Source organism: Bacillus sp. AP50, assembly GCF_040492675.1.
Lineage (GTDB): Bacteria > Bacillota > Bacilli > Bacillales > Bacillaceae_G > Bacillus_A > Bacillus_A cereus.
In genome coordinates, this window is record NZ_JBEUTW010000012.1 from 20,352 (window position 1) to 38,478 (window position 18,127).

Consider the following 18,127-nt stretch of genomic DNA (forward strand, 5'->3'; position numbering starts at 1 on the left):
TATAATTATTATCGGTACACTATTTTTATTTTATAGAATTGAGGTGAATATATGAGCTGGAAAGGTTTAGTAGCAGGTCTTGGCGTTGGGTTCGCAGCTGGTTATCTCGTTGCAAACAAAGTACAAGAACAATCCCATATTTCTTCAGAAAAAGCATTGAAAATGGTGAAACAAGCATTAAGTCATAAAGGTGAAATTACTGGCTCTTGGGTACATATGGTTCCAGAGACATTTGAAAAATATGATGTCGCATATGAAGTTTATCGCGGCGGTCTTACAACAATGTTAAATGATATACAAGAACGATTTGAATTTTTAGTTGATGCTAAAACAGGTACTGTTTTAGAGGTTATAGCAGCATAAAAAGGAGGGTTCCCATTAGGTGAACCTCTTATTTTTTTGAAATTGCGGGTATTGATTAAAATTATATCAGCGATTTTCCGAATATATCGGCGCAACTCAATTTATATCAGCGATTTCCCAATTATATCGGCGCAACTCAATTTATATCAGCGTTTGTTTAAATATATCGACTTACCGACAAAACCCGACAATAAAAAAGAGGCTGCTCCAATAAATATGATGGAACAACCTCCTATTTTTATGCTTCTATACTCGTTTTCCGTTCTATTTTTTCTACGATATGCCCTTCCTCATTCCACTTCACAGCGCGATAATATGCGTCATGGTAAAACGTAAACCATGCCTCTTTTTCAGCACCATACTTCATCCACTTTTGCTTATTTTCAATCGAGGTCATCGGATAATCGTCGTATGCCATTACCCATAATACATTTTGATGTGCGTGCGTCGGTAATAGGTCTGCTAAATGAAGCATCGTTTCCCCATGGCTTTCTAAAGCAATAACTGCATGTCCATCACTATGACCACCTGTATGCGCCATTTTTATTTCATCTGTAATTTCTATTTCTTGCTGGAACGTAACAACTTGATCTACAATCGGCTCCCAATTTTCCTTCCAATATGTATTACGGGATCTAATATTTGGGTTCCTCATTTCATTCCACTCTGTTTCACTTACGTAAACTTTCGCGTTCGGAAACGCTGGTACAAGGTGATCACCTTCCCATTTTGTTAAACCAGATGCATGATCAAAATGAAGGTGCGTCATTAAAACATAGTGAATATCTTCTGGCTTTAATCCTAGTTTTTCTAATGATTCATAAACCGATGATTCTTCTGTTACACCTTGATTCCGCTTCATCTTCTCATTCAATTTACCGTTTCCTATTCCGGAATCAATGAGCATATTTCCGTCTTTCGTTTGCAAAAGTAACGGATCTGTTCGTAAATAAATATGATTTGTATCATTATGTTTATACTTACGTGACCAAAGTACTTTCGGCACAACACCAAACATCGCTCCCCCGTCTAAATGTGTATTCCCGCCTTTTAACCACGTTACTTTTATATCTCCAATTTGTAACTGTTCCATTACACATCCCCCTTTCAATTAATCTTAACATAAAATTCTGATTATTTTAGATGTAAAAAAACCTATGCATTACTGCATAGGCTCTGTACGATATTTTGCTTCAACTCGGTAAATACGATGACCTTTACTAGAGAATTTCTCTTCGTATTCAGTCATGATGTTACCTTCAAAGTCGCTGTTATGAAGATCTAAGCTTAAGTACGTTAGTAACATACCATACTCAGCCATACTCATAAGAGAATATTCAAATAGACCTTGGTTATCTGTTTTGAAATGAATTTCTCCGCCTTCTACTAACACTTCTTCGTAATTACGTAAAAATGTTTTATACGTTAAACGACGCTTCGTATGACGTTTCTTTGGCCATGGATCTGAGAAGTTTAAATAAACGCGATCAATTTCACCTTTCGCAAAGAAAACTGTTAAATCTTCAGCATCTTTATTAATTAACTTTAAGTTTGGTAATTCTTCTTCAATTAATTTATCAAGTGCATCTACAACAACACTTGTGAATTTTTCAATTCCAATATAATTAATATGTGGATTCGCTTTTGCCATATCATACATGAAGCGGCCACGACCTGTACCTACTTCAATGTGAATTGGTTGTTCGTTTCCAAATACTTCTTTCCAGCTACCAGCGCGCTCCTCTGGGTTTCCGATTACGATATGTGAATATTCATTAATTCGATCCATTGCATACGGTTTATGTCTTAAACGCATAGATGTTTCCCTCTCTTTACATAGCTATTTTAAAGGAATAATTCCTTCTTTCTTTTTTAATCAATCTACCAAACAAAAAACCAAGTACGTACGAGCACTCGGTCCGTTTCTTTCAAGTATAAGATGTACCATTTTGATAAAAACTACATACAGCATTAAACATTCCATGACGAAACAGCTTTTTCTCTTACATTTGAAGAGAAAAACAATCGAAAGGATGATCCGTTCATGCCAATTAATCAACAACATCAATTAGAAGTGCTGAAAGATATTTTAGTCAACCACCAAAGTGATTGCTGCGGGACAGTTTCAGAATGCGAGCAATTAGAGCGCCTCATTCAATCGTTACTCGCAAACGATAATATAAGTAGTGACGCTAAAACAATGCTAAACGATGTATATTCTTATAGTCAATCGGGTAAATCTTCCTCTAATTTGGACAACCATATTTCCAATAATCAAGAACAACTTACTCAGTGGATTGCTGGAATGGACAATTTTTCTTAAGTATTATTCTGAAGCAAGTAGTTGCTGTAAATATTGATGCCAATATTCAGCTTCTGCTTGCTGTTTTTTTGTTGTATGCCATTGAATAGACAAAATCGTTTGTGCTATCACATACCATCTCATACGCCTAAGCAGCGATTCATCCATTTCAATATCATAATAACCGAGCCACTCACTCCACTCCTGGCGCGGAATGTACCAATATAATAACATACCGAGGTCTAGAGCTGGGTCAGCAATTACAGCTCCATCCCAATCAATTAAAAACAATTCATCTTCATCCGACAATAGCCAGTTGTTATGGTTTACATCACAATGGCATACAACGAATTCATTGTATTCAATAGCTTTTAATGAATCCATTAAATATTGAAGGCCTTGCTGAATTGTTTCATCATCCCTTATATCTCCTCTTAAAACGAGTTGCAGTTGTTGTAATAACTCTTGTGCGTGAAGCGGCTGCTTCCCAAGTCTTTGAATCATCTGTACAAGCGCTTTAGAGGAGTGTATTTTCTTCAAAAGTTTCGCAACACGTTCTAGTTTCATATCTTCTGGCTCTAGCTTCTGTCCCGGAAGCCATTTTTGAGCAGAAATTACATCACCATTCGTTACCCTTCTTGTCCAAAGTAATTTTGGAACAATTCCTTCTGCTGACAATACCGCTAAAAAGGGCGATGTATTCCGCTTTAAAAATAACTTCTGTTGTCCGTTTTGCGCAATATATGCATCGCCCGTTACTCCACCAGCCGGTACAAGACTCCACTCTTTTCCTAATAATTGTTCCAACCATTCCATATTCATTACCCGTTAACAAATCCTTATCTTTTATAGTTATGAAAAGAAAAACCGCAACAGTTCTACACATGTTGTGGATTCATATATTTTACTGTAAATGAAAAGAAAAATTAGCCTAAGCCAAAAATCCTCTATTTTATTTTACAAAACCTGTCATAGAATGACAACTTATCAAAATCGTCACCTTTGTCAATTCTACATTTATTACATTCTCATCGTCAAGTAGCGATTTGTCACATTATCGTCAATATATACGTGCTAATTGGAGCGAGCCTAAGTTCCTTTCCTCTAAATGAAGAAATTGGCTCTATTTTCGCTTCGTTTTCGTTTACTAACACATGCCACGTTGCTTCTTTCGGAAGTTGCACAGTTTTAGCTTCTAAACCGCTATTAAATAAGACGATAATCTCTTTCCACGGCCCAAACGATTCTGCATGCTCTAGGTGATATGCAAGTACTTCTGTAGATGTTTGTAAAAAAGTCATATGTTTTTTTATAAGGTCTGCATTTTGTAATCGGAATGCCCCATGCTCTTTACGAATCGCAATTAAACCTTTTATATAGTTAACGGTTTCTATCTCTTTCTCTTTTTGATCCCAATCTAATTGATTGATCTCATCATTTGCATTATAACTATTTTCATTTCCTTTCTTCGTACGATAAAACTCTTGCCCTGCGTGTAAGAAAGGAATGCCTTGTGAAAGAATAACCATTGCGCTCGCTAATAGGTGACGTTTTTTCAAAATCGTTTCTGATTCTTCATTACTGCGCACTAGTTTATCCCACATCGTCATATTATCATGACATTCTACATAGTTAATGCTTTGCGCCGGCTCTAAAAACATCCCTGTTTCTTTCATACTTAAAAGACTTCCTGCTGCAATATACTGCAAATGATTACAGTCTACATGCCCACCAAATGCAAAACCACGCTTATTTATATGAAATGTACTCCCTTTTATCCCATCACGAAATTGATCATTAAACTGCGCGATATGTGGCATTTTCTTCGCATTATTTAACGTTGCTTTTTCCTCAAGAGGAAGCGGTGTTTGTAAATCCCATCCTTCTCCTAATAACAAAGCATCTCGTTTTATGTTTCGCACTTCTTTCTCTATCATATTCATTGTATCAACATCTAAAATTCCCATTAAATCGAATCGGAATCCATCGACATTGTATTCAGTAAGCCAATATAAAATAGACTCTACAATGAATTTCCTCATCATTTTCCGTTCAGATGCTATATCATTTCCGACTCCCGTCCCATTAGAAGGCATACCATCTTCACCATGACGAAAATAGTATCCTGGAACAAGCTTCTCAAATGATGATAGCTCTCTTTCATAAACATGATTATATACAACATCTATAATCACCCTAATACCTTGTTCATGAAATGTTTCAATTAGTTGTTTGCACTCAACTATCCTGTTATACGGATCAGAGGGGTTTGTAGCATAAAATCCTGTTGGTGCATTGTAATATAATGGATTATATCCCCAATTATAGGCGGACGAAGGATTCGCCTCATCTACACCACCGAAACAATATAAAGGTAATAATTCAACATGCGTAACGCCTAAATCTTTTATATGAGACAAACCTGTCAATGTCCCATTTCGTCCTGTTGTTCCTTCTTCCATTAGCCCTTTATACGTCCCTTTTTTACTCACTCCACTGTTCGGATGAATAGTAGCATCACGAATATGCAATTCATACAATATGGCATCTGTCATTGCTTGTAATGGTGGTAATTGCTCTCGTTTCGTTACAGTCGTCTTTTCTAAATCGATAACAATGCCATATTTTCCATTTACAGTCACTGACTTTGCGTAAGGATCCACCGCTTCGTTCCATATTAAATTAATACAAACAAGAAATGTATAGCGTGCTCCGTCTAAATCACCTTGTAATGTTTGAATCCAAACTCCGTTTTCTCCCCTGTACATTTCATGATCGGTATATTCTTTATCACTCTTATAAATTCTTACTTTCGCAAGCCTTGCAGTTGGGGCCCATACTTTAAATGTCGTTTCTTGTTTTTGATACACAGCACCTAAATCTGTACCTTCGTAATAATACTTTTCCTCGAAAATTTTTGTTCGAATAACAGCACCTATTTGTAAATCAGTTTCTTCATTCCGTTCATCTCGTACTGTATAATACTTCCCCACATCTAGCGGCTCTTCTATAAAGCACTCATACTTCGTTGCATCTGGAAGCGCAATAGTATGAGCAATCGGTAAATCTTTCACATTACTTCCTTCTTGCAAACGAAATGTCCGACTTGTTCCATACGCATGTGGGAGCAAAATTGTAATTTTATTCATTTCATCTAAATAGGCATCAAATGGACGTTTTACTTTCAACATAAAAAAATCACCATCATTCTCAAAGTTAAAATAAAGTGAAACTTTAATGAGCGAGAAAATTTTTCCATCCTCACTTATTATTAGCCTTCACCAATTAGGCGAGATAAAATGAGCTGCAAATGATAAGGCTTTTCTTATCAACAAGACTCTATACAGTAACTCCATTCTTCTCTATAGTATATTCACCTGCATAAAAAACGTTTTCAACATTCTATTTTTGTAATTTTATTTCAGCAATCGATTTATACTTCGGGGTTTCTTTCACGTGGGATTCGTATAAAGTAATTGTATCTGCTTGAAATGATATTTCAGGCACTTCTTTTATACTTTCTAAACGAAACTTTTCTTCTCCTATCCATTTACGAGCAACGGTAATATGCGGGTGATACGGGCGTATTTCTAGAGAAAATCCATTTTCTTCACAAATGGCATGTACTTGCTTTTGCAACTGAAACAAATCGTGATTCTCACTTACCTTCGCCCAAAAAATACGGGGCTGATCTTCCCTACCAAACGTTGAAAAACCTTGTAACGTGAACGATAGTTCTTTTGTTTCTGCAACTGTTTGTAATCCATTTTTTATTCCCTCTAATTGTTCCTCCGTTGCACTCCCTAAAAATGAAAGGGTAATATGATAGTCTTCTTTATGTACCCATGAACGAAATTGTAATTCCTCTTGCATGTCCTTTTTATAGTTATACAGCATTTCTTTTATATGATTCGGTAACGTAATTGCGACAAAATAATGCAGTTCCATGTACATCTTCTCCTTCTTTCTATTGTTGCTTTTCTTTCTTATCTCATTCAGGTAAAAAGAAGCCGCTCTCCAAAATAGAGAGCGGACATTATTTATATATCCATTACTTCGCTAATTCATGAATTGCTTGCGCGTAAATTGCTGTTGCTTTTAATAAGTCTTCAATTTCGATATACTCATCTTTTTGATGTGCAAGTTCTTCTTTTCCAGGGAATAGCGGCCCAAATGCCACACCAGCTTTTAATGAACGAGCATAAGTACCGCCGCCGATTGCTAATAGTTCTGCTTTTTCACCTGTTTGTTCTTCATACACACGTTGTAACGTACGGATTAATACGTGATCTTTATCGACGTGATGTGGGCGAGAATTAGAATAGTCAGCCACTTCAAAACCATGCGTACCAACATATTCTTTCAACTTCACAATTGTTTCTTCAAAGTTAGTTGTAACTGGGTAACGTACGTTTAGCCCTAAGTTACCACCGTTTTCTTTCGTATAAGAAATGCGACCGACATTCACTGTTAACGGACCGCTAATTTCATCTTTATAAGCAATAGTAGCTTTTCCACCAAAAATATCACCAGTAAATGTTTCTGTTGCAAATGTCGCAAATGCAGTTGCTTTTCCATCAAGTGAAACTGTAGTTAAGAAGTTTGCTAATAATAAACCTGCATTTTCTCCTTTTTCAGGAGTAGATCCGTGCGCTGAAATTCCTTCTATTTGCAACGTCACTGCATTTCCTTCTATAGTCGATTTCCCTATTTTTTTAGCAGTTTGTAAATACTCTTCATATGCTACTGTAAGTGCATTTACATCTTCTCCTGTAATAACCGCTTCTGCAAAATCAGGAACCATATTTAAACGGCGCCCTGAATCAAATGAAACAAGTTCATATGTACCTTTTTTCTCTTCACTACCATTTTGCACAACTTGTATGTCAGAAATTCCTTTTTCTGCATTAATAATTGGAAAGTCTGCATCTGGTGCAAAACCGATTGTTGGCATTTCTTCATTTTTAAAGTAGTGATCTACACATTTCCAATTACTTTCCTCATCTGTTCCTATAATCATACGAACACGTTTGGAAAGAGGTAAGCCTAATTCTTTCACAATTTTCATCGCATAATATGCTGCCATCGTTGGGCCTTTATCGTCAATTGCACCACGTGCAAAAATCTTTCCATCGCGAATATCCGCACTATATGCAGGAGTCGTCCAGCCATCTCCTTCTGGTACAACATCAACGTGACAAAGAATACCTACTAACTCTTCTCCTTGTCCCATTTCAAGATGACCTGCATATCCTTCTAAATTTTTAGAAGCAAAACCTTCAGTTTCTCCTTTATGTAACATGAAAGATAAAGCTTTTTCTACACCTTCACCGAATGGTGCGCCCTCTTTCGCCGATTCTTCTTCCCATACACTTTTAATTTGTAAAAATTGTTGTGTATCACGAATTAAATCATCTTTTCGTTTCGCAACTTCTTCTGTCCAATTAATTGCTGACATCACGCATCCATCCTTCACTATATTGTTTCTTTCATCATAACAAACCGAAATCTCTTATGCCATACACGAAAACTAAATACCGAACAATTGTAATATTTCAGATATTTCTTATTAGTTTTTCTTTTATTTTTTCAAAAAAATTTGCAGGAATTTGGCGTTTTACGTAGAATTTTATGTGTTAGTTGACTGACCATATATACAATGTCAACTACCAATATTTTTCTATATGAATATTTGTTAAATTTCTGTAAAATTTAAGTAGATTAAAGCATGAATTTTATCATGTAGAGTACAATGGTAGTAACGACCTTCTTTCCTGAATGGGGTCAAAAAAACTAGTAGAGGAGTGGTTTTCTCTTGAAACCTACAACTACTCGTATGCTAACACGCATTAAATCAATTTATATGTACATCAATGAAAACGGAACGGTAACGACGAAAGACCTTGTAGATGAGTTCGGGATCACACCGCGAACGATACAACGTGATCTAAATGTGTTGCAGTTTAATGAACTCGTGTATAGCCCTTGCCGCGGTAAGTGGACAACAACAGGAAAGAAAGTGAGAATGACCTCATAACGAAAAATAATTGTATGTAAATAAATACATACCCCTTTCTAATTATTAGAAAGGGGTCTTTTCTGCGCCTATAAAGGTACTACTTGTCAGTATCTACTTGATATGTTTTTAACATTTCTACTTCTTCATCTGTTAGCTCTCGGTATTGTCCAAGTTCTAGTTCTTCATCTAATACTAACGGACCCATCTCTGTTCTCTTTAGGTAGACTACTTTTTTTCCTACCGCTTCAAACATACGCTTTACTTGATGGAATTTCCCTTCCGTAATCACAAGCTCAATTTCAGAAATATCATCGCTTTTCAATATTGTAAGTGCACCTGGCTTTGTTTCATAGCCATCATCTAAAATAACACCTTTAGCAAACTCTTTTACATCCTCTTCTGTTACTACTCCTGCAACGTGTGCATAATATTTTTTCGGCACATGCTTTTTCGGAGATAATAATTGATGTGATAACTTCCCATCATTTGTTATCAATAAGAAACCTTCCGTATCGATATCAAGTCGTCCAACTGGGAACGGATCAAAGATTGCATCTTCTAATTCTAATAAATCTATTACTGTTTCATGATTATCATCTTCCGTCGCTGAAATAACACCTTGTGGTTTATGCATCATTAAGTAAACAAATTCTTTGTATTCCACAACTTCACCGTGAATCATAACTTCTTGCTCTTCTACATTTACATGAACTTTCGCATCTTTTACTGGCGTTCCATCAATTTTCACAACGCCGTCTTTCAATAATTTCTTTACTTCTTTTCTACTTCCATATCCCATATTTGCTAATAATTTATCTAATCTCACGTTTTTCACCTTCTTTATTTATCATAGAAAAGGGGACGTAATTACGCCCCTCTTGATTTCAACTTTATTTTAAATCTACTACCAAGTTTACGTTGAATTTTATCTAATGCTTCTCCGCCAAATACTCTTTCAAGTACTCCTGTGCGAATTGCTAACAATCCGTAAACAAGACCGCCAATACCTGCACAAATTGCAACTGTTATAAGAGCACCAATACGGCCATCAGGCGAAATCATGAAGGATAGAAGCCATTGTGATAGTTTTACAGCAACGACCATTATAAGTGTTAGTACTGCAATTTGGAATGTTCTTTTATATACAACACCGAATGAATAGTGTGCGTATTTTTTAATTTGTTGATTTGTGTACCAAACAGAAGCTAAGAAACCAACTGCTGTTGCTAGAATTGCTCCTACTGTACCGAAATAACGAATAAAGATTACGTTACATACAAATTTCAAAATAACGCCCATTATAAGCGCAATAATCGCATGCTTCTGCTGGTTAATACCTTGCAGGATTGCCGCTGTTACTGTAAATAAAGCGAATAACAACGCAACTGGTGCATACCACATTAATACTTGTCCACCTAGTGGATCTGAATCGTAAAACGCAGTATAAATTGGATATGCCAGTGAAGAAATACCGACAACTGCTGGCAATGTTAAAAACATATTCGCCTGGAATGTTTGTGTAATTTGCAATTTCAAATAGCGGTATTGTTTTTCAGTAAATGATTTTGTAATTGCTGGTACAAGCGTTAAACTAAACGCTGTTGCAAGTGATACAGGAATCATAATTAACTTATGCGTCCACATTGTGAAAATACCGAGAGCTCGCTCTGCGATATCACCTTGACCAATCGCCTGCATAATTGAGTTAAATGTCAATGTATCAATTTGTTGATATAAAGGAATTGTTAACCCAATTACAACGTAAGGAATCGCATATGCAAATAACTCTTTAAACAATTGAACGGTGCTTACTGTTGATTCTGGTACAGTTTGTTCAATTAGATATTGATCCAAATATTTTTTACGTTTTAACCAGTACCAAATTAACACACCGAGTGCTCCAACCGCTGAAACGAACGCAGCAAATGTCGCTACTCCAACTGCTGTTGCAACTGTACCGCCAAGTACTTTAATAACGATAAAACTACCTGCTAATAAAAAGACGATACGAATAATTTGTTCAATAATTTGTGAAACGGTAGTTGGTCCCATAGACTGGTGACCTTGGAAATAACCACGAATTAAACTCGCTGCTGGTACAACAATAAGTGCGAAACTTACAAGACGAATAATCGTCGTAACTTCTCCTACATTATTGTGTATACTTTGTTTACCAAGCATCGCTTCTGCAAACAATGGCGCCGTCATGTACAGTACTAGGAACGAAAGAACTCCTGTTACTATCATCATAACCATTCCCGAGCGGAACATTCTCCGGCTCGTTTTATAATCGCCAAGCGCATTATATTTGGAAACAAATTTTGAAACAGCAAGTGGCACACCTGCCGTTGCGATACTTAAAAAGATCGTATATGGAATGTATCCATATGTATAGAGCGTTCCGCCTTCTGTTCCTACTAATGCATGAAACGGAAAGACGTAAATCATGCCTAAGAACTTTACTAAAAATGTCCCTAGCGTAACAATAAGCGTTCCGCGCAGAAATTTCGAATCGGACATACAAAAATCCTCCTACATCTACATAAAGTGAAACTATAATTAGTTGGAGACTTCTCTCCTACTCCTTATTAGTTGAACCATTCGAGCATTTACAGGCTAACAGACTCCCTATTTACTTCTCCTAAATCTTGAGGTTTTAGTCTTATCGCCTACAAATGGCAGGATAGTGCTGAACTCTAACTTTTGTATTGTACCACAATTCTCTCATTAAGCAGTACTTCACTCTATTTTTCTTTTAAGGGAAAACATGCTATTCTTTTAGGCAGGAAATGTAGGAAATGTAGAAAATGAGGTCGATATATTATGCATTATGATGTTATTGTCATCGGCGGCGGTCCTTCTGGGCTAATGGCTGCAATTGGTGCTGCAGAAGAAGGCGCAAATGTCTTACTTCTTGATAAAGGAAATAAACTTGGGCGTAAACTTGCAATTTCTGGTGGCGGACGCTGTAACGTAACGAACCGTCTACCACTTGATGAAATTGTTAAACATATACCAGGAAACGGTCGCTTCTTATACAGCGCTTTTTCTATTTTTAATAATGAAGATATTATTACATTCTTCGAAAATCTTGGTGTTAAATTGAAAGAAGAAGACCATGGTCGCATGTTCCCTGTGTCAAACAAAGCACAATCTGTTGTAGACGCACTTTTAACACGATTAAAAGACTTAGGTGTAAAAATTCGTACAAATACGCCTGTTGAAACGATTGAATATGAAAATGGTCAAACGAAAGCAGTTATACTGCAAACAGGTGAAGTGTTAGAAACAAATCACGTCGTTATCGCTGTTGGCGGAAAATCAGTTCCTCAAACTGGATCTACTGGAGACGGATATGCTTGGGCTGAAAAAGCGGGTCATACAATCACAGAATTATTCCCAACAGAAGTACCTATCCTTTCAAACGAGCCGTTTATACGTGACCGCTCATTACAAGGCCTTGCTTTACGTGATATAAACTTAAGTGTATTAAACCCGAAAGGAAAAGCTATCATTTCTCACAAAATGGACATGCTCTTCACTCATTTCGGCCTATCCGGACCCGCTGCTCTTCGCTGTAGTCAATTCGTCGTGAAAGCACTGAAAAAGTTTAAAACGAATACAATACAAATGAGTATTGATGCATTGCCAGAGGAAAATAGTGAGCAACTATTTCAGCGCATGCTGAAACAAATGAAAGAAGATCCGAAAAAAGGAATTAAAAACGTTTTAAAAGGTTATGTTCCTGAACGTTACTTCCTATTCTTATTAGAAAAAAATGAAATTGACGGTAGCGAACAAGCTGGACAAGTTTCTCACGAAAAGATTCGTGCACTTGTGAAAGACTTTAAAGAGTTTACTGTGAATGTAAATGGTACGCAGTCAATTGAAAAAGCATTCGTTACTGGCGGCGGTGTATCCGTGAAAGAAATTAACCCGAAAGAAATGTCTTCTAAATTTACGAACGGCTTATATTTCTGCGGAGAAGTTCTTGATATTCACGGTTATACTGGTGGCTATAATATTACATCAGCCCTTGTTACTGGTAGAATTGCCGGAACGACAGCTGGAGAAAACGCGAAAATGCAGTATTAAAAAAAGAAACAGGGATTCCTGTTTCTTTTTTTATAGGTACATGAAATTATATGAGCAATTCCACAAATATATCAGCGATTCCGCAACTTATATCGGCGATTCCCCAAATTTATCAGCGATTCTGCAACTTATATCGGCGATTTTCCAAATTTATCGACTTACCGACAAGAAGCGACAAATATCTGCTCCATGTAACTTTCCATTGCTTTTTTGTTGCTTTATTTACCTTAGTACCTTTATATTTTATATTGTTGAATATTTAAAAAAGGGTAAGGGGAAAACAAATGAGAAAAAAAGTCATGATGTCTTTAATGTTAATGACGTTTCTTTCTGCGGTAGAAGGAACGATTGTTAGTACAGCAATCCCTCGTATAACGAGTGATTTGTCAGGCGTCGAACTTGTTAGTTGGGTATATGCAATTTATATGCTTGCAACAGCTGTTTCGACTCCAATATACGGAAAGCTCGCTGATTTATTTGGCCGTAAAAAAGTTTTACTGATCGGAGCTACAATCTTTTTAGTCGGTTCTGCACTTTGCGGAGTCGTTACATCGATGGAACAATTAATCTTTTTCCGCGCGCTTCAAGGTATCGGTGCTGGTGCTGTTATGCCAATCACAATGACGATTATTGGAGACTTATATAGCGAAGCGAAAGACCGCGCGAAAGCACAAGGTTGGATGAGTGCCGTTTGGGGTGTATCCGGTGTTATCGGACCGTTAGTAGGTGGATTTTTAGTTGATTCCCTTTCTTGGCGCTATATTTTCTTCCTAAACGTTCCATTCGGAATTATCGCTTGCTTAATGATTGCAATTTACTACAAAGAATCTATTAAAGCTGCTAAGCATCATATCGATTATCTTGGTGCAACAGTCTTCTCATTAAGTACAATCGCTCTACTATATGCATTATTAACAGGTAGCAGTAAGCAAAACTGGGGAGACATGACAATTATCGGCCTATTAATCTTTGCCGCTATTTCATTTATTATTTTCTTATTCATCGAGAAAAAATCTCCAGAACCATTAATTCCGCTAGCACTTTTCTCTAACCGTACATTATCTACGATAAATATATTAACTCTTATTGCTGGCGCAATGATTATTAGTATTACAATGTACCTTCCAATTTGGAGCCAAGGTGTATTAGGGAAAAATGCTACAGAAGCTGGACTTATTTTAATGCCAATCCCTGTTATGTGGACATTTGGCGCTATTTTCTCTGGTAACTTAGTAGGCAAATTAAAAACGAAACAAATCATTTTACTTGGAGCTAGCATTTTATCAGTCGCTACGTTCTTATTATTTACACTATCAACAAATTCACCATCGTTCCTTATTTATGTAGCAGTCGGATTATTCGGCTTAGGAATGGGGCTTGTGACACCGATTTACATGGTAACAATTCAAGCAGCCGTACCAGCTCATACACGCGGAACAGCCGTTGGTTTAAACACATTTATTAATACATTCAGTCAAACGTTAGGTGCTGCAATCTTTGGAACAATCTTTAATACGATGATTCATGCACGCGGCATTAAAAACCTTGATCTTGTATCTGGTGGACACGGCGGGACTACAGCAAGTGTAGCCACTGAATCACAATCCGCATTAGCAGCAAGTGTACACGTCATTTATATGAGTACTTTCGTATTAGCAGTATGTACATTAATTATCGCTTGGCTTTTATTAAAGCCAGCTACACAAACAAGTGAGCAATAATAAAGAGGATGACCATTTCGGTCATCCTCTTTTTACTCTTCATTCTCCACAATATGTTTCAGCATGGACAATTTATTATCCCAAAAACGTTCATAATACGAGAGCCACTGCTGTAATTCCTCTAATGGCTCTGGATGCAAGCGATATATCTTCTCTCTTCCGCTCTTTCTTCCACTTACTAAATTCGCTTCCGAAAGAATATGAAGGTGCTTTACAACCGCAGTACGACTCATCGGAAAATGATCCGTTATTTTGGAAATCGGTAACTCTTTGTCACTTAATAACCGTATTACTTCTCGGCGGGTTGGATCAGCAATTGCTTGAAATACATCATATTTCGCTGCTGACGAGGACACTTAGCCTTCGACAACCTTTTTCAGTTTTTCATTTACAATCGCTACCCAACCACCGCTCATTCTATCGCGAATAATAGAGCTCTTCGCATTTGCTTTCGGAAGAATTTCATCAGGATGTTTCCAGCCGCCGTGAATTAACGTAAATTCTGTTTTGTTATCTCCTAAGTCTTTCAAATTAAATGAAACAACCCAGCCATCTGTATCCCATGAGAAAGATAAATAGTTTGGCTCATCAATCTCTAACACTTTACATGGTGATGGCCCAAATGGTGATTGCACATGAAATTCATGTCCTACCTCTAATACAAAATCATTTGGCATAAACCATGACGCAATCCCTTCTGCAGTTGATACTACACTCCATACCTTTTGAATAGACGCGTTAAAAACGATTGTTTGTTTAATATCATTTAATGTATTTTGTTGTTCCATTTTCATTCTCCTTTACTCGGCGTTATAACATAACACCTTTTGGTTATACTTCGATAATATAACACCTTTTAGTTTCATGTCAACGCTAATTCTTTTACTGTTGAGAAATTCTCAACATTTTTTCAACAGGACAAACACCCTCTTAGCATTTCCTCATAATATACTCACAAAGGCAATACAAAATAAAAACTTCTCTCAACATGAAACTCCATCATTTATCTTGAGAGAAGCGCCTTACTTATATCATGCGTACTTCGTCTCTCCTCCTTCCCTCAAGGGACAATACGCGAGATATGACAAATCAGAAGGAATATGCCCACCATTTGAGTAGGTAGTTATTTCTCTTCTCCTCAACATTTCCTCAGGAGCGAAATGACTACCGACTCACTTTTTTCAAACAAAAATAAAAAGGGGATGAAAGCTATGTTCTATTGCATTAACTGCTCTGATATTCATCATGAAAAACATCCGAATGATAAAGTATTCAAAAACGGTTTTTATATTGATCCATTTTTAGGTGATCGTTATCACCTTGGTATGTGTAAAGATGCCCAAAATCATGAAACAGGGGAGCCTCTTTTAACGACAAAGAAATTAGGCACACCCCAATCTATTATGAACGTATTACCGACACATGTTGTCCCAACATAAAACATAAAAAAGAGCTGGGTGAGCCAGCTCTTTTTTATGCTTTATAAACGATCATTGCTGAAAAACAATAAATTTGGTTTTCATCGTCGTTAATGGAAACACCAACTTGATACTTAATATCTACAAAGTTGCTATCATCAATCTTTTTCAAAAACACATTCACAGCGTCTTCTAAGTCTTTTTCGTGACTTTCATCAAAAACTTTCACACGAATCATGTTAACACCATCCTAGATCGCAGCCCTCCGCCGCTTGATTATTGCCACGGTGCGTATCTATGATGCGATAAAACTTTCCATTCTCATATATATATCCGTCTTCTAACACATATTTTTTATCTTCAGTATAGACATAAAACTTACCTATCATAAATTTACTCGTATATAATTCCAAATAATTTGGTCTAAATTTAGCTACAACTTTATTTGTAATATCAATTTTTATTGTGCGCCCCACCTTCTCTCCCTCCTTTGCAAAGAACGGATTTAGGTATATTGTATTAGCGCTTTTACATTTTATGCTTAAAAATAAGTGGATATGCCTTCTTTCTCACCTGTACTATTTTTCTAAAAAAATCACTATAAAGTGAAACTTTAATCAGCGGAGGGGTTTATTCATCCTCCACTGATTATCAGCCCGCCCCCCCACCTAACTTCTTTGCTTTCGCTGAATTTTGAGGTGGGGGTCTTATTGCCCGTTAATGCGGGATAAATAAGTTCAAAAAAAACATAAAAAAAAGCACTTCACCTTATTGACTCTAATATAAATGTTATGTTATTATATAAAATTTGACATTTTTACATGCGTATGCTATCATTAAAAGTGGTTACCACATATGGAGGTGGATGATTTGTTTCAAATTGGTGATAAAATCGTTTATCCAATGCACGGTGCAGGAATTATCGAAGCAATTGAAGAGAAAGAAATATTAGGTACTTCACGTCAATATTGTGTGATACGCATCATTAGTAAAGATATGCAAGTAATGCTTCCGATGGAACAATTAAAAAAATCAGGTATTCGTTATATCGTTGATCGAGGTACGTTAGATGATATACTTCTTGAATTTCAAAACGGGGAGTCAGACCCATCACTCTCATGGAAACAAAGATATACAATGAATATGGAAAAAATGAAAAATGGCAATTTACAAGATAGCGCAGAAGTGGTTCGGGATTTACTTCGCCGTAATAAAGAGAGAACATTAAATGCGAGCGAAAAACAAATGCTAGATAATGCACGAAAAATGATGATCAGCGAAGTCGCGCTCGTACAAAATGTTACTGAACATCAAGCAACAGAATTTCTTCAAGATACAATTAATCATTAATTTTAAAATAGCCGAACGCTATTTTTTTTGTAAAAAAGGACAAAGAGATAAACTCTTTGTCCTTTTCATATTACCCACGCCCAGCTTGAAACGATGGGTATAAAGTCATTCCACCATCTGCAAATAACGTAATTCCAGTTACGTAACTCGCCTCTGATGAAGCAAGCCAAGTTGCTACTGCTGCGATTTCTTCAGGTTTTCCAATATAGCCCATAGGTATCATACTTTCTACGTCAGCACGTTTTTTAGGATCAGCAAACTTTTCGGCATTAATTGGCGTATTAATTGCACCTGGCCCAATATTATTTACTCGAATACCTTTTGGCGCATATTCTAACGCTAGCGTTTCTGTCATCAGTTTAATGCCACCCTTACTTGCTGCATAGTGCACAAATAGTGGCCACGGAATTTTCTCATGAACACTAGACATATTAATGACAGACCCTTTAATATCATGTTCTACAAAATATTTAATCGCTTCACGACTTCCTAAAAAAGCACCTGTTAAATTTGTATTAATTACCCTATTCCAATCTTCAAGCGGCATTTCATGCGACGGTACCGCGTTTTCTATCCCTGCATTATTAATCATAACGTCAAGCGTACCAAACTCTTTCACAGCAGATTGAATGAGATTCACAACATCTGATTCGACGGTTACATCACCTTTTACAGCAATCGCTTCGCCGCCTACCTTTTTAATTTCTTCTAACACATCATTCGCTTCTGATTCTCGTGAGCGATAATTAATAACCACTTTCGCTTTTTCCTTAGCAAACCTCACTCCCATCGCTCTTCCGAGACCAGTTGCTGATCCTGTAATAACGACAACTTTCCCTGCTAAATCACTATACATTTC

At 36.7% G+C, this 18,127-nt stretch carries 20 protein-coding genes; 7 read left to right on the plus strand and 13 right to left on the minus strand.

What is annotated here, in order from left to right; genetic code table 11:
• The first annotated feature begins 51 nt into the window (after positions 1 to 51).
• Complete coding sequence (locus ABWK52_RS01515; protein WP_000118543.1) at positions 52 to 363, plus strand: PepSY domain-containing protein; 312 nt, start codon at positions 52 to 54, stop codon at positions 361 to 363.
• Between the two features lie 238 nt (positions 364 to 601).
• On the opposite strand, the gene ABWK52_RS01520 is transcribed toward ABWK52_RS01515, so the two are convergent.
• Complete coding sequence (locus ABWK52_RS01520) at positions 602 to 1,456, minus strand: YtnP family quorum-quenching lactonase (RefSeq protein WP_061654602.1); 855 nt, start codon at positions 1,454 to 1,456, stop codon at positions 602 to 604.
• Positions 1,457 to 1,525: 69 nt separating this feature from the next.
• Entirely contained in the window at positions 1,526 to 2,179 is a 654-nt protein-coding gene (gene trmB, locus ABWK52_RS01525; RefSeq protein WP_001239385.1) for a tRNA (guanosine(46)-N7)-methyltransferase TrmB, read from the minus strand.
• A gap of 228 nt (positions 2,180 to 2,407) precedes the next feature.
• Here trmB and ABWK52_RS01530 point away from each other — a divergent pair, with 228 nt between their 5' ends.
• Positions 2,408 to 2,686 (plus strand): YtzH-like family protein, encoded by a 279-nt coding sequence (locus tag ABWK52_RS01530; RefSeq protein ID WP_001122235.1) that lies wholly within the window; start codon positions 2,408 to 2,410, stop codon positions 2,684 to 2,686.
• A 3-nt stretch (positions 2,687 to 2,689) separates the two neighbouring features.
• Here ABWK52_RS01530 and ABWK52_RS01535 read toward each other — a convergent pair whose 3' ends face one another.
• From ABWK52_RS01535 to pepV, 4 genes are all read right to left on the minus strand, one after another.
• Positions 2,690 to 3,487 carry a phosphotransferase family protein gene (locus tag ABWK52_RS01535; RefSeq protein WP_001986674.1) on the minus strand — a complete coding sequence of 266 codons (798 nt, stop codon included), beginning with the start codon at positions 3,485 to 3,487 and terminating at the stop codon, positions 2,690 to 2,692.
• A gap of 227 nt (positions 3,488 to 3,714) precedes the next feature.
• Positions 3,715 to 5,856 (minus strand): type I pullulanase, encoded by a 2,142-nt coding sequence (gene pulA, locus ABWK52_RS01540; RefSeq protein ID WP_098541201.1) that lies wholly within the window; start codon positions 5,854 to 5,856, stop codon positions 3,715 to 3,717.
• Between the two features lie 211 nt (positions 5,857 to 6,067).
• Entirely contained in the window at positions 6,068 to 6,613 is a 546-nt protein-coding gene (gene thpR, locus ABWK52_RS01545) for an RNA 2',3'-cyclic phosphodiesterase (RefSeq protein ID WP_000418996.1), read from the minus strand.
• A gap of 103 nt (positions 6,614 to 6,716) precedes the next feature.
• Positions 6,717 to 8,123 (minus strand): dipeptidase PepV, encoded by a 1,407-nt coding sequence (gene pepV, locus ABWK52_RS01550; protein WP_098541202.1) that lies wholly within the window; start codon positions 8,121 to 8,123, stop codon positions 6,717 to 6,719.
• 357 nt (positions 8,124 to 8,480) lie between these two features.
• Between pepV and ABWK52_RS01555 the strand changes: the two genes are divergently transcribed.
• Complete coding sequence (locus ABWK52_RS01555) at positions 8,481 to 8,702, plus strand: DeoR family transcriptional regulator (RefSeq protein WP_000805512.1); 222 nt, start codon at positions 8,481 to 8,483, stop codon at positions 8,700 to 8,702.
• A 79-nt stretch (positions 8,703 to 8,781) separates the two neighbouring features.
• Here ABWK52_RS01555 and ABWK52_RS01560 read toward each other — a convergent pair whose 3' ends face one another.
• Together ABWK52_RS01560 and ABWK52_RS01565 are read right to left on the minus strand one after the other, a co-directional pair.
• A complete protein-coding gene (locus tag ABWK52_RS01560; protein ID WP_001234946.1) occupies positions 8,782 to 9,510 on the minus strand; it encodes a pseudouridine synthase in 729 nt (242 codons plus the stop codon).
• A gap of 41 nt (positions 9,511 to 9,551) precedes the next feature.
• Positions 9,552 to 11,204: a putative polysaccharide biosynthesis protein gene (locus tag ABWK52_RS01565; RefSeq protein WP_001284029.1), complete on the minus strand. Its 1,653-nt coding sequence runs from the start codon at positions 11,202 to 11,204 to the stop codon at positions 9,552 to 9,554.
• Between the two features lie 303 nt (positions 11,205 to 11,507).
• Here ABWK52_RS01565 and ABWK52_RS01570 point away from each other — a divergent pair, with 303 nt between their 5' ends.
• Both ABWK52_RS01570 and ABWK52_RS01575 read left to right on the plus strand, forming a co-directional pair.
• Positions 11,508 to 12,779: an NAD(P)/FAD-dependent oxidoreductase gene (locus ABWK52_RS01570; protein WP_000558859.1), complete on the plus strand. Its 1,272-nt coding sequence runs from the start codon at positions 11,508 to 11,510 to the stop codon at positions 12,777 to 12,779.
• 284 nt (positions 12,780 to 13,063) lie between these two features.
• Positions 13,064 to 14,500 (plus strand): MDR family MFS transporter, encoded by a 1,437-nt coding sequence (locus ABWK52_RS01575; protein ID WP_097862835.1) that lies wholly within the window; start codon positions 13,064 to 13,066, stop codon positions 14,498 to 14,500.
• A 32-nt stretch (positions 14,501 to 14,532) separates the two neighbouring features.
• On the opposite strand, the gene ABWK52_RS01580 is transcribed toward ABWK52_RS01575, so the two are convergent.
• Both ABWK52_RS01580 and ABWK52_RS01585 read right to left on the minus strand, forming a co-directional pair.
• Entirely contained in the window at positions 14,533 to 14,856 is a 324-nt protein-coding gene (locus ABWK52_RS01580; protein WP_000098837.1) for an ArsR/SmtB family transcription factor, read from the minus strand.
• Positions 14,857 to 15,288, minus strand: coding sequence for an SRPBCC family protein (locus tag ABWK52_RS01585; protein WP_000437770.1), 432 nt, complete (start codon positions 15,286 to 15,288; stop codon positions 14,857 to 14,859). It lies immediately after the preceding gene.
• A gap of 423 nt (positions 15,289 to 15,711) precedes the next feature.
• On the opposite strand from ABWK52_RS01585, the gene ABWK52_RS01590 reads away from it, so the two are divergent.
• Positions 15,712 to 15,939 carry a DUF3973 domain-containing protein gene (locus tag ABWK52_RS01590; protein WP_000498988.1) on the plus strand — a complete coding sequence of 76 codons (228 nt, stop codon included), beginning with the start codon at positions 15,712 to 15,714 and terminating at the stop codon, positions 15,937 to 15,939.
• A 34-nt stretch (positions 15,940 to 15,973) separates the two neighbouring features.
• On the opposite strand, the gene ABWK52_RS01595 is transcribed toward ABWK52_RS01590, so the two are convergent.
• Positions 15,974 to 16,156 (minus strand): sporulation protein Cse60, encoded by a 183-nt coding sequence (locus ABWK52_RS01595; protein WP_000621751.1) that lies wholly within the window; start codon positions 16,154 to 16,156, stop codon positions 15,974 to 15,976.
• Position 16,157: 1 nt separating this feature from the next.
• A complete protein-coding gene (locus tag ABWK52_RS01600; RefSeq protein WP_000533804.1) occupies positions 16,158 to 16,394 on the minus strand; it encodes a DUF2553 family protein in 237 nt (78 codons plus the stop codon).
• A 379-nt stretch (positions 16,395 to 16,773) separates the two neighbouring features.
• Here ABWK52_RS01600 and ABWK52_RS01605 point away from each other — a divergent pair, with 379 nt between their 5' ends.
• Positions 16,774 to 17,268 (plus strand): CarD family transcriptional regulator, encoded by a 495-nt coding sequence (locus tag ABWK52_RS01605; protein WP_000451446.1) that lies wholly within the window; start codon positions 16,774 to 16,776, stop codon positions 17,266 to 17,268.
• 70 nt (positions 17,269 to 17,338) lie between these two features.
• Here the strand turns inward: ABWK52_RS01605 and ABWK52_RS01610 are convergent, their stop codons facing one another.
• The gene (locus ABWK52_RS01610) at positions 17,339 to 18,124 is read right to left on the minus strand and encodes a glucose 1-dehydrogenase (protein WP_000286673.1); all 786 of its coding nucleotides are present in this window, start codon (positions 18,122 to 18,124) and stop codon (positions 17,339 to 17,341) included.
• Positions 18,125 to 18,127 lie beyond the last annotated feature (3 nt).